This is a genomic window from Leptospira kobayashii, from assembly GCF_003114835.2.
In the GTDB taxonomy this organism is placed as follows: domain Bacteria; phylum Spirochaetota; class Leptospiria; order Leptospirales; family Leptospiraceae; genus Leptospira_A; species Leptospira_A kobayashii.
In genome coordinates, this window is record NZ_AP025028.1 from 2,527,583 (window position 1) to 2,539,566 (window position 11,984).

An 11,984-nucleotide genomic window follows, 5' to 3' on the forward strand; every position below is an offset into this window, starting at 1 on the left:
TGGAATATTAAATAGTGACTACTCTGAGTTTCAACTCTTCCAATTGTTTTGCTTCTACAAAACCGGGAGCTTCGCTCATCATACATGTTCCTTTTTGCGTTTTAGGAAAAGCAATCACGTCACGAATAGACTGACCTTTGGTAAGAATCATCATAATACGATCCACCCCGAATGCAATTCCACCATGAGGAGGAGCGCCAAACGTAAGTGCTTCGAGAAGGAATCCGAATTTTTCATTTGCGGATTCTTTATCGATTCCGATCGCTTCCAAAACTAAAGATTGAATTTCAGCGTTGTGAATACGGATACTTCCCCCACCGATTTCGGTACCATTCAATACTAAGTCATAAGCTTTGGCGGAAATTTTAGAAAGGTCAACGCTTTTCCCGGCTTTCCAATCCCGCAAAAGATCCCAATCTTCCTCTTTCGGAGAAGTAAAAGGATGGTGTAAAAAAGTCCAGGATTTGGTAGTTTCATCCACTTCGAACATAGGAAAGTCAACCACCCAATGAAAACTGTATTCCGACTTAGGAGGATCGTACTTGTCCGAAAGTTTCAATCGAAGAGCACCGAGAGATGCATTTACTATTTTTGTAGAATCCGCACCGAAGAAAACCATATCTCCTTCTTTGGAACCCACCGCTTTGGCAATCGCTTCCAATGCTTCCGGCGTAAACCTTTTGGTAATCGTTGATTCCAAACCTGCAGAACCATGTTTCATATAAGCAAGACCCTTGGCGCGGAAATCACGGGAAAGCCAAGCAGTCAAATCTTCGATTTCTTTACGGGAAATAACCGATCCTCCCGGAACACAGATCGCTTTCACAACACCGCCCGAAGAAATGGCACCGCTGAACACCTGAAAGTCGCAAGTTTTTACAATTTCCGATACATTGACTAGTTTCATTCCGAAACGAATGTCCGGTTTGTCGCTTCCGTATTCGTCCATCGCTACATGATAAGGCATGGTAGCAAAAGGAGTAGTAATTTCGAGTCCGAATACTTTTTTCAAAGAGAACTTCCACATCTCTTCTATCTCTCGACGAATGTCATCCTCCGAAACGAAAGCAAACTCCATATCCAGCTGAGTGAATTCAGGTTGTCTATCCGCACGTAAGTCTTCATCTCTGAAACATTTTACGATTTGGAAGTATCTTTCCATTCCCCCGACCATAAGGATTTGTTTGAACAACTGAGGGGATTGAGGAAGTGCATAAAACTGCCCTTGGTTGAGTCGGGAAGGAACCAAAAAATCCCTGGCTCCTTCGGGAGTGGATTTGTTCAAAATAGGAGTTTCGATTTCCAAAAAGGATTTGCTGTCGAGATACTCTCGCAAAGCAAATGTTAGTTTGTGGCGAAGAATCAGGCGATCTTTCAATTCTTCCCTTCTCATATCCAAGTAACGGTATTTCAATCGGACTTCTTCCCCGCTCGGATCGAATTCATCGAGAGCAAAAGGAGGAGTTTTGGATGCGTTTAAAATTTCCAGTTTTTCCACTATGATTTCATACTTTCCGGTTTTCATCTTAGGGTTGACCGAGTCCGCATCTCGAAGCGAAAGTTTACCCGAAACCGCGATCACATATTCCGAACGGACTTTTTCTGCGGCCGAAAATGCCTCACCGAGAAGTTCCTTACGGGCAACAATTTGAATGATACCTGATCTATCTCTCAAATCAATAAATATGACCCCACCTTGGTCTCTAAAACGAAACGCCCAACCGGCAAAAAACAACTGTTTGCCGACTTGAGAATCATTTACAGATTCCGCAGAAATTCTATTTTTATACTCTTCTTGTATCCAGGTTTTCAAAGTTCTTTTCCTTTTAAATTGGGACGTTATCGAAACGGCTGATTTTTGGGTTGAACATCAGAGGGAAATCGCCGGTTGCCCCTGCTCTGTTTTTGGCGATGATGATTTCCGCCATACCTTTTTTACTAGGCTCTAGTTCTTCGGGAGGTTTCACCATTTCCTCCCTGTAAATAAAACAAACAATATCCGCATCCTGCTCAATAGCACCTGACTCCCGTAAGTCGGAAAGCTGAGGTCTTTGGTCTTTGGATCTGGACTCGATGGAACGGTTCATCTGGGAAAGTGCAATTACGGGGCAGCCTACTTCTCTCGCCATCTGCTTCAGTCCCCGGGAGATATTCGCAACCTCTTGTTGTCTGCCACCTTGTGCTGCTCTGGGATCACTCATGAGCTGCAAATAATCCACTATGATAAGTCCGATGTCTTCCGTAGTCCGAAGTTGACGCACCCTTGCCGAAAATTCCTGAATGGTCAAATAACCGGAATCATCAATATAAATACTGGAAGTGGTAATCGTCGCCACGGCATCTTTCAATTGACTCATCTGAGTAGGAGTCAAAGTCCCGGACTTGATCGAATAGGAATCGATCCTTGCTTCCGCACTGAGAAGTTTCAAAAGAAGCTCCAGCCGACTCATCTCCAAAGAAAATATAGCAACTGTTTTGCGCTCTTTCAAGGCAACATTTGCGGCAATATTCAGAGCAAAGGTTGTTTTACCGTTTCCCGGTCTTGCCGCAAGAATCATAAGCTCATGGGTTTTGAGTCCGGTAGTCTTTTGATCGAAACCTTCGTAATGGGTTTTAAGACCGCTGATACCTCCGCCGCTCTGGCTATTGGCAACAACGGTTTTGATATAATCAATGAGTGTATTGGCATCGTCTCTGACCCGCCTGAGTCCTTTGGATCTCTCTTGCCTGGAGATATCCATAAGGGATTGTTCGATGAAACTGAATACAGTATCATTTTCCCCCGGCTCGGATTTGACTTTATCAATAGCAGTTGTTAGGGATTCAACGTACTTGCGACGATCGGAAACTCTTTTTACGCGTTTGATATAATAATCGAGAGTCTGGGAAGGAACGGTATCTTTGTATAAGGAAGTGATGTATTCCAAATCGCGCATCTCGTCTTTGAAGAGATGTTTTTCCCGCATATGATTTGTTACGGTAACAATGTCTAAAGACACGCCTTCCTGGATCAGATCCACCATGGCATCGAAAATTCGTCTGTGGGATTCGAAGTAGAAGTCGTCGGGGGCAAGCCCCATGTCTTCCTGCCCTGCGACACCGCGCATGAGCAGGTAGCCAATTAGGTTCTTCTCGGATTCTATCTCCTGGAGAGGGTTAGAATTCATAGAAGGTCTGGAGAAGAATTAAGCTTCTCCGATCACTTTTACTTGGATGTTAGGGGTTACGCCTTCTGCCAAACGAACTTTCAGTTTGTATTCGCCCAAAGCTTTTAAAGGTTCACCTAAATCCAGTTTTCTTTTATCGATTTCAATACCGGTTTTTTTGATGGCAAGAGCGATATCTCCGGCAGTAACGGAACCGAATAAACGATCGTTTTCACCGACCTTTACTTTGATTTCATAAACTTTACCGTCGATAGAAGCACCCAGGTCTTTCATAACCTTTGTTCTCTTGTCGCGTTTCAAATCCGCCAATCTTTTTTGGTGAACGACCACTTTTGTATTACCGTCGTTAGCACGCACGGCAAGTCTGCGAGGAAGAAGAAAGTTACGTGCATAACCGTCTGCAACGTCTTTGATATCTCCCGCATCACCTAAGTTTAAAACGTCTTTTTGTAGAATCACTTTCATGTTTATCTCCTAAAGAACCTTAAATGGTAGTAAACCGATCGATCTTGACTTACGAATTTCACGTGCAAGAACTCTTTGGTGTTTCGCGCAAGAACCTGTAATACGACGAGGAATGATTTTCCCTCTGTTGGTTACAAATCTTTCCAAAATATCAACTCTCTTGTAGTCAAGACCGGCTAACAACGCTTTGTCAGCACAGAATTTACATACTTTCTTTTTGTATTTCGCGTTTTTACGTCCGAACTTGCCTTCGCCGTCTTTACCGCGAAAACCACCTTTTTCGTCGTCATCCATCGCGTCCATATTGTCGCGTGAATCTCTTGAATCGTCTTTTAAATCACTCATAAATTACCTATTAAAATGGAATGTCATCGTCTCCGGCATAATCATAATCACCACCGCCCATACCGGAATCTTGGGATGGTGGGAATTCACTACCTCGGTCACCGCCGGAAGAAGAACCGCCGCCTTGTCCGCCTAATAGTTGAGCAGACTCAACGAAGATACGGATTTTGGATGCTTTTTTTCCTTCGGGAGTTTCCCAGGATTGCTGCTGAAGTCTTCCTTCAATCGCAACTTGTTTTCCTTTTCCGGCATACTGCTTGAGTATGTCAGCTAACTTACCCCATGCGACACAATCGAAGTAATGAGTTTCCTCTTTCTTCTCCCCGTTGGAAACATAAATGCGATTATTGGCGACTGAGAAGTTAACCACAGAACTGCCGTTAATCGATTTAAATTCGGGGTCGCGTGTCAGGCGGCCTATTAGAAGGATCTTGTTTAGATCGTTAGCCATTGGAACGGACGACTAGTGTTTTTAAAATGTTCGTATTCAGTTTGAATTCGTGTTCGATTTTAACGATTTCAGACGGAGCACTTTGGCATTTAATCAATGTAAAATGGCCTTGTTCGTCTTGTCCGACCGGATGCCAAAGTCTTTTGGAACCCCAATCTTCTTCGTTTTGGATCGTGACGGAGTGTTTCGCGAGGATGTCCTTTACTGCGGACTTTGTTTCCTCGACTGCCCCTTCACGAATGATGTTCGTGATCTCGTAGTTTCTCATGTTTCTCCTATGGGTATACCCCCTTGACCGAAATGGGCGGGGGTAGAAGAATAATTTTAGTATTCCTGGTTAGGATTTTCGTTACCAGGTGGGGGTCAATGGAATTTCTTCTTGGTTCTATCCATTTACCGGATTTCTATGACAAATACTCAAGGGCTATGAGCGAAAAAATCAATTTTCCGGAGATTTGGGGCCTAGGCCTCGGTCTATTTTTATCACTCTATGCAGGTTTTTTAAACCACGTTTCCCCCAGTGAGCCGTTTTCCGAAACCCATTCCGGTTTCCATTCGCCGGTGCTTGCTTTGGAGACTGCGGAAACACCCAAACAGGTTCAGGATCTGATCGGGGTCTATGAAAACGAAGAATTTCCGGCCCTCACTTCCCAATACAGGATTCTGCATTATTTTGATTTCGGATTTATCTTCTGTTATATGGCATTTTTGGCTTATACCGGACATTATGCGGGGAGAAGGGTCAGGCCTATCTTTCTAAAAATATTTTTGGGAATGATTGCGGTTCTTGTGCTCGGGGGATTTGCGGACATTGTGGAAAACATCCTGATCCTCAATCTTTTGGATGCAAAAAATCCGGAAGAAATGGTCTCCTCTTTGGAATATTTAAAACCGACAGCTCAATTGAAATGGTTTTGTTTATTCGCCTACTCTGCCACAGTGGGCATTTACTTCTGGTTATATGAGAAAGGACCGCTACTCAGAATCACATCCGTTCTTTTTGTAACCGCTTTTTTCCTGGGACTTTTTTCCATTTTCAAAACCAATCTCTTGGAATTGTGTTTTCCGTTTTTCGCATTGGGTCTTGCTCTGACCTGGTTTCATTACGGATTCAGTTTGGCTTTCAGCTCCTTATCCAAAAAAACATAACCTCGTCCTCCGCTGATCACAAGTTCGGTGCCCAAATTTTTACACAAAAAAGCGTATTCTTTTAAAAATTCATCCGCTTCCTTGGGCCCGAGAGGACTGAAAAAATGATCGCCTGACATGGATTGGTGACGACCGAAAATAGGAATCACTTCCACTACAGCGAGAATTCCTTTTTGGAAATGCAAAACTGCCGATATATTGTGTTTTAAGTATTGGTTTTTGGATCCGAAGAAAAAATTACCAAGCGAGTAAATCACGACTCCTTTGGGAAACACTTCAATCCCTTGCGGGATATGAGGATGATGACCGATGATTGCCTGATAACCTGCACCGATCAGATACTTTGCGGCTTTACGTTGGGTTTCCGTAGGTTCCGGATTGTATTCCACTCCCCAATGAACCGCTAAAATATTAACTTGGTTCGGTTTGGTTTTGCGGGCAAGTCTTTCCGCAACGCCTACACGGAAATAGGCGGCGCCGGGATTTCGAGGACCGGCAAACAACCTGGTCTCCCCCGTATCTGAAAAAGAAAAAATACGAAATTCATTGTCTATCGATTTATAAAGCAAAGGGACCATCGCCAAAGACTCGTTATCTCCTGCGCCGGCGGAAGAGATTTTATTTTCCGCAAGTAAGGATAAAGTATCCTTTAGACCCGGTTCTCCGAAGTCCATAGTATGATTGTTGCCCAGAGTCACTCCGTCGATTTGCAATTCCTTCAGAATGGATAGATCTTCTCCCGTTCCGTAGAATACATAGGACTTCAATTTATCGGCACTCGGTTGTTTCCTGAGAATGGGTGTTTCGAGATTCAAAACACGATAGTCCATGGAGGCAAGCAGACCGGTGAAACTTCGGAATGCAAAACTCGGATCATCCTTACGGATGGAATCTCTCACTCCCCAATTGAACATCACGTCTCCACCAAACCATAGCTTTGTGGATTCGGGAAAACGAAACCCCTGCCCCGTTTCCGTTTTGAACCTGTAATAATCCCGGATCGGAGCGATGACCCTGGGTTCTGCCTCTTCCGTTTGCTCCGGCCCATCTTCGGAAAAAAGAAACGAAGGGAAAACACAGAATAGATAAAAAAACAAAAGAAAATAAATCTTCATTTTTAATTCAATCTTTCCCGTTCGCAAACAAAACCGTAAGAAATTAAAAACGGAATACTGACTCGGGGATTTCCGTTTTGGTAACCTTTTTCATTTTGATAAGAATCAGAACGTTTTCTTTCTCTTCTCCCAAAGGGATCACTTTGGTTAAGATTGATTTGGGTGGGTGTTTCGATTTAGGATCTTTTTCTTTGACAAGGGACACTGCTTTGAGTTTGCGAAGAGGACTGACAAGCTCGATCCGGTTAAGCTCCCCTTCTTCGAAAAAATACTCATAAACCCCGTCCTTCTTTTCCAATAGAATGCGGTTTTCCTTTGTCAGAAACCTGGCTTTCGGAGAAGTAATCTCAGGCTGAAAAGATCCGGTAAGATATTGGTAAATCACAGGGAAAGGAAGTTGAATGGATTTTTTTGTATTGGGATCTTGCAACAAAAGATCTCCCATTGCTTGCGTCGTCACCTTATTTGTGCTCGTCGGTTTGATTTGAATTTCAGTCGGGCTCGCGATCAGTTCGGAAAAAACAAGTCCAAAAAAAGTATCCATCAATTGGATCTTTACAAGTCCTGTTTCTTTGGAATAAAAGATCTTTCCATCCACTGCAAAATTGTCTTTTTTAGGGACGAATACCTGAATGTTCATGGCAAACTCTCCCTTAAAGGAAGAATAATTGGTTTCTTTGGATTTGATTTCGGAAAGTAGCGCTTTCGCATTTGCATCGCTAGTCGATACGTAACGATCCTTGTTTTTTCCTATAAAATCCACGTCTTCCACTTCTCCTGCGGAACAAAAAGAAAAAAAGATTCCGAGTGATAAGGATATAAAAAGATTAAAAAATTTGAAAAGAGAAGTCATTCGGCAAGTTCCTTCTGAACAGTTGTTAGTTTTGTTTTGATTTTTGACGATTCCATATCGTCTTTTGTGAGAGGGAGGGCCATTTGCCAATAAAACCCGGCTTTTACCAAATCTTTTTTGGCAAGATACACATCCCCCAGGTGATCAAAGATCACCGGATCTTCCGCATCGCGATTCACCGAAATCTGCTCGGCAAAATGCAGATGCAATAACGCTTCTTTCCACTGGTTCGTTTTAAAATAAATCCATCCCAAACTATCCTGGTAGGCCGCATTGTCCGGTTCCAGATCCACTGCCTTTCTCAGATAGGAAAGTGCTTCTTCTTTTTTAATTCCGCGTTCCGCATAAAGATATCCCAAATAATTATATGCGTTCGGATTCTCAGGATTCGTTTGAATTGATGCGAGCAAATCCGTTTCGGTTTTGGGGAAATTTTTCAATTTATCGAAAACCGTTGCTCTGTAAAAAAGATAATTATTGTTTTGCGGTTCAAGTTCAACCGCTTTGGAAAAATTCGCAAGGCTCTGCTTGTAATCCTCTTTCTGAAAATACACAAGCCCTTGCAGATAATAATAGGCTGCGTTTTTCGGTTCTTTTTCAAGAAGAAACTTACCGATCGCAAGCGAAGCATCGTAATTTTTTATACTAGGATTTAACAGAAGATAAGCGAGTCGGAATTTCAAATTGTTCCTTTCTTCTTCGCTTTGAGTTGTCAGGATCGCTTTTTTAACGGAAAGAATCGCACTGTTGGGATATCCCATCGCTTCTTCGCAATGAGACACTCTTTCCAGTAACCCGGGAATATCTCCTGCCAGACCTTCTTCCTTTTCAGCAAAACGGATCGCGGAATTAAATGCATTTTCGGAAACTACGTACTGTCTGTATTGAAACGCCAAGGCCGCTGTGGACAACATTGCTTTGTACAGTCTTTCTTTTTCCGACGAAGCTACCGATTCCTGATAAGCGACTCTCGCCGCAAGCCTCCCCGGATTTTTTTCGATAAAGGAAGAAAGCTCATCCGCAAGTCCCTGTTTCCTTCCTTTCAGAAAACGGTCCAAGATGGAAATCAGCCCTTCTTTAGGAATTTTTTTCTCATGAGCAAGAGTTACGAAATAACCAGGCGCCATCACCCGCGAATCCAAAAAGTAAATCTCACCAAGCATATGTGAGGCGTCAATTTCACGGGGATTGGATTCCCGGATCCAATTCAAATATTTTTTCGTATTGGAAAAGTCACCCAACAGATAATTGATCTGTGCGACACGAAAAATCACCTCAGTATCGTTACGCGCCAAATCCAGATAGGCCAGATAATAATAAAGGGATTTCTTAGGATTATCCAATTTATAATTCAGTTCACCTAAAGATTTAAGAACGGTGGATTTGTATTTTGAATTCGTATCTCTTTTCTGAATGAGATCCCAAAGAGAAGTATAATATAGAACGGATTTGGTCCATCTTTTCAATTCGAAATTCAAATTGCCCAAAAGGTAAAGAAAATCGGAATCATAAGGATAATCCTTTAGATCTTTCTCCAAAGTATCCGACGCGGTTTCCAATTCTCCCTTTCTGATCTCCACTCTCGTTTTGAGAAGTATACTTTCCCGGGAAGGAGGGTTTGGCGGCTGAAACTTCTTATAAGCCGTCTCACTCCAACGCATTGCAAGATCAAGCTCACCTAACTCCAAATAACTAACACCGATGGAATAAGCGCTTAAGAAAGTCGGTTCCTCGTTTTTTTCTTTTCTACAGTTATGATATTTTTCAAAAAATCCTACAGCTGCCTCGTGTTGCTTTTTTGCCTCTTCCGGTTTCCTTCTTGCTGCGGATTGAAAGGCATCCACTTGTTCCTGGAAGCCGCGGGAAAGCAGATATTCTTCCGGTACGCCTTTTTCCAAAAGACTACAGTTTTTTGTATCTTTTACTTCCTCCGTCGGTGGAGCTCCGTACAAAGTACCCGAAACCAGCAAAAGAATGGATAAAAATCGAATGAAATAAGGTCGTATATCGTTAATTGCTTGAAACATCCGTGTATTCCGACAAAGTTCGGGAACAGGGACTTCCTTGAACCAGATCTTCCGAGAAAATTTAAAATACATTCTGGCCGTTCTACTTGTATGGGCAATCACTTTCCCGTTCGTTTTACAAAACAAGGACACCATACTTGCCGATCTTACCCTTCGATACAATGCTCTCTTCGGTTATCCCAATCCCGGCATAACTCGCGAGTTAGTGGCAAAAGGAGATGCCATCCTGGAAGGAAGAAAGGAAGGCAGCTCCAACTTCTTTTTAAAAATCACTTCTTTTTTCCAATCGGAAGAAAACCAAAAATCGACAGCTCTTCCTTTGGATCTACGCCTTATGGAAAAATCCTGTCTGTACTATCAGTCCAAAAACCATGTGGAAGAAACCTTTCTCGAACTTACTTGGCGGGAAAAGGCGATGGAATGGGGATCTCCTTTATTTACGAAGGTCACCACTCCGGGAGAAATCGTACTCGGCCCCCATCCTAAAGATTACTGGAATTCCCATATCGAAGATGTTTTGGAAGCTTTGGATTATTACAAACGCGCCCTTCGATTTTCAGGTCCTGACTTTATCGTTCCTAAAAAAATAGAATCCGTAGCTTGGGCCGTTTGTCGTCCTGCGGAAATTCTTTTGGCATATAAAACACATATGATGGAAACTGAAAATTATGTGATAACAAAACTCGCCAAAGAAGACAAACTCCCATCCAACCTAACGGATGTTCAAAGAAGAAGTATCGCCCTATCTACAATCAAAAAAGGATTTTTTCCGGAAGTAAATCCGAATGACTATCTGGAATCTTTGCTCAGACAAATTTTACTGACAGGAATGAAATCATTTTCCCCCCGCGAAATGGATTCTGTGTTCGAAAGGATTCTGTATTTCGTGGGAAATAGCGAAAGGGAGTATCTGAAATTCCGATTCCGACGTGCGGAACTATTTTATCAGCTGGGATCGGAAGATCCCGAATATTACAAAAAAGCAATTCGGGAATTCAACGAAGCATCCAATATCAAATTGGCTTTGGAAGATGAAGAGGCGAATCTTCCTTTATTACTCGTTCATCAGTTCGAATCTATTTTAAAACAAGCCCAATGTTACCAAAAATTGAGTGAGAACAAAAAATCACTTCAGATTCTAGATTCACTTACCTCCAAATTGAGAAACGTAGATGAACGGAGTGTAGGCGGCATAAAACGGGAGATTGTGCAAAGTTACAGAGAAACAAAAAGGACGGTTCTCCGTAAACTGGGTCGATTCGAGGAAGCAGATGAAAGCCCCCTCACGGAGTAAGTTTTTTTACTTTGATTATAATGCGACTCATCCTCCTTTTTTAAATTTTCTAACAGAGTCCCTAAACGAATACGCAGAAGAATATTATAATCCTTCGGGAGCTACCAGATTTTCCTTACGCAACCAAGGAAAGATCGAATCCGTTCGAAAATATTTCGCCGGACTAACCGGGAAAAACGAAAGAGGATTTGTTTTTTCCTCAACGGGTACCGAGGCAAATTATCTGCTACTCAGATACCTGCGGGAAACCAATCCCGATCTGAAAGAATTGATCGTAAGTCCGTTCGAACATTCGAGTATGTATTCCGCCATTCGGGATCTCGGATTTTCCCCCGTTCTCATCCAAACGGATTTTTCCGGAGTGATCGATCTGAAATCATTACGTTCCTTACTAGAAAAAACCCCTCTTCCCGTGATTTGTTTGTATGCAGGAAATGAAACAGGTGTTCTTCAACCGGTGGAAAAAATTGCAGAACTTACGAAAGAATTCGGAGTATCTTTTTTCAGCGATCTTATGCAGGCATTCGGAAAGATTCATCTGGATTTTTCCCTATTCGACGGTTTCAGTTTTTCCTCTCATAAAATCGGAGGAGGACTTGGTGCGGCCCTCAGCTTCGTTCCCAATGGCAAAATCGACTATCACGTATTTGGCGGTGGGAACCAAGAAAACGGACACAGAGCCGGAACGGAAAACATACAAGCACTTCTATCTTTTCAAAAGGCAACTGAATTTCAAATGGAACATCTTTCCCGAAAAGAAGAAAGACTTCGGGAATTCCAAATTCAGATGGAAACAAAACTCGAAGCACTAGGATGCAAAATCATTGCCAAAAACTCCCCCAGGCTACCAAACACCAGTTTTGTGATGCTTCCCTTGGAAGATATAGATTTTTTCCTACTGGGAATGGAAGAGAAAAATACGATCATCTCGACAGGCAGCTCATGTAAGTCCAGAGCGAGAGAGGCGTCCTCTTCACTGATTGCCATGGGATATTCAAAGGAAGAGGCCCTCCGTTGCATTCGCATTTCGACGGGAATTAATACAACCCAAGATGAAGTTGATTTTTTACTGAAAGCTGCGGAAGAACTGATTATAAAATTCAAAAGTTTTTAATTTC

The 11,984-nt window shown here is 42.5% G+C and carries 12 protein-coding genes; 3 read left to right on the forward strand and 9 right to left on the reverse strand.

The window, feature by feature from the left end:
* Positions 1-7: 7 nt before the first annotated feature.
* The 6 genes from aspS to rpsF form a co-directional block, all read right to left on the reverse strand.
* Positions 8-1,813 carry an aspartate--tRNA ligase gene (gene aspS, locus DI077_RS11340; RefSeq protein WP_109019277.1) on the reverse strand — a complete coding sequence of 602 codons (1,806 nt, stop codon included), beginning with the start codon at positions 1,811-1,813 and terminating at the stop codon, positions 8-10.
* Between the two features lie 13 nt (positions 1,814-1,826).
* Positions 1,827-3,167, reverse strand: a complete 1,341-nt coding sequence (dnaB, locus tag DI077_RS11345) for a replicative DNA helicase (RefSeq protein WP_109019276.1) — start codon at positions 3,165-3,167, stop codon at positions 1,827-1,829.
* 18 nt (positions 3,168-3,185) lie between these two features.
* The gene (gene rplI, locus DI077_RS11350) at positions 3,186-3,632 is read right to left on the reverse strand and encodes a 50S ribosomal protein L9 (protein ID WP_109019275.1); all 447 of its coding nucleotides are present in this window, start codon (positions 3,630-3,632) and stop codon (positions 3,186-3,188) included.
* Positions 3,633-3,641: 9 nt separating this feature from the next.
* Positions 3,642-3,926: a 30S ribosomal protein S18 gene (gene rpsR / locus DI077_RS11355; protein ID WP_109019579.1), complete on the reverse strand. Its 285-nt coding sequence runs from the start codon at positions 3,924-3,926 to the stop codon at positions 3,642-3,644.
* Positions 3,927-3,987: 61 nt separating this feature from the next.
* Positions 3,988-4,428 carry a single-stranded DNA-binding protein gene (locus tag DI077_RS11360; protein ID WP_109019274.1) on the reverse strand — a complete coding sequence of 147 codons (441 nt, stop codon included), beginning with the start codon at positions 4,426-4,428 and terminating at the stop codon, positions 3,988-3,990.
* Positions 4,421-4,696 (reverse strand): 30S ribosomal protein S6, encoded by a 276-nt coding sequence (rpsF, locus tag DI077_RS11365; RefSeq protein WP_109019273.1) that lies wholly within the window; start codon positions 4,694-4,696, stop codon positions 4,421-4,423. The genes DI077_RS11360 and rpsF overlap by 8 nt, the downstream gene beginning before the upstream one ends.
* A 158-nt stretch (positions 4,697-4,854) precedes the next feature.
* On the opposite strand from rpsF, the gene DI077_RS11370 reads away from it, so the two are divergent.
* On the forward strand, positions 4,855-5,577 hold the full coding sequence (locus tag DI077_RS11370) for a hypothetical protein (RefSeq protein WP_242935172.1): 723 nt from the start codon (positions 4,855-4,857) through the stop codon (positions 5,575-5,577).
* Here DI077_RS11370 and DI077_RS11375 read toward each other — a convergent pair.
* The 3 genes from DI077_RS11375 to DI077_RS11385 are packed head-to-tail and all read right to left on the reverse strand — an operon-like array spanning position 5,532 to position 9,572.
* Positions 5,532-6,692 carry a CapA family protein gene (locus tag DI077_RS11375; protein WP_109019271.1) on the reverse strand — a complete coding sequence of 387 codons (1,161 nt, stop codon included), beginning with the start codon at positions 6,690-6,692 and terminating at the stop codon, positions 5,532-5,534. The genes DI077_RS11370 and DI077_RS11375 overlap by 46 nt on opposite strands.
* 43 nt (positions 6,693-6,735) lie before the next feature.
* Positions 6,736-7,545, reverse strand: coding sequence for a hypothetical protein (locus DI077_RS11380; RefSeq protein ID WP_242935173.1), 810 nt, complete (start codon positions 7,543-7,545; stop codon positions 6,736-6,738).
* Positions 7,542-9,572 (reverse strand): tetratricopeptide repeat protein, encoded by a 2,031-nt coding sequence (locus tag DI077_RS11385; protein WP_167837105.1) that lies wholly within the window; start codon positions 9,570-9,572, stop codon positions 7,542-7,544. The genes DI077_RS11380 and DI077_RS11385 overlap by 4 nt, the downstream gene beginning before the upstream one ends.
* 37 nt (positions 9,573-9,609) lie before the next feature.
* On the opposite strand from DI077_RS11385, the gene DI077_RS11390 reads away from it, so the two are divergent.
* Positions 9,610-10,866, forward strand: a complete 1,257-nt coding sequence (locus tag DI077_RS11390) for a hypothetical protein (RefSeq protein ID WP_109019577.1) — start codon at positions 9,610-9,612, stop codon at positions 10,864-10,866.
* On the forward strand, positions 10,844-11,980 hold the full coding sequence (locus DI077_RS11395) for a cysteine desulfurase family protein (RefSeq protein WP_109019269.1): 1,137 nt from the start codon (positions 10,844-10,846) through the stop codon (positions 11,978-11,980). Before DI077_RS11390 ends, DI077_RS11395 begins: the two co-directional genes overlap by 23 nt.
* The last annotated feature ends 4 nt before the right edge of the window (positions 11,981-11,984 follow it).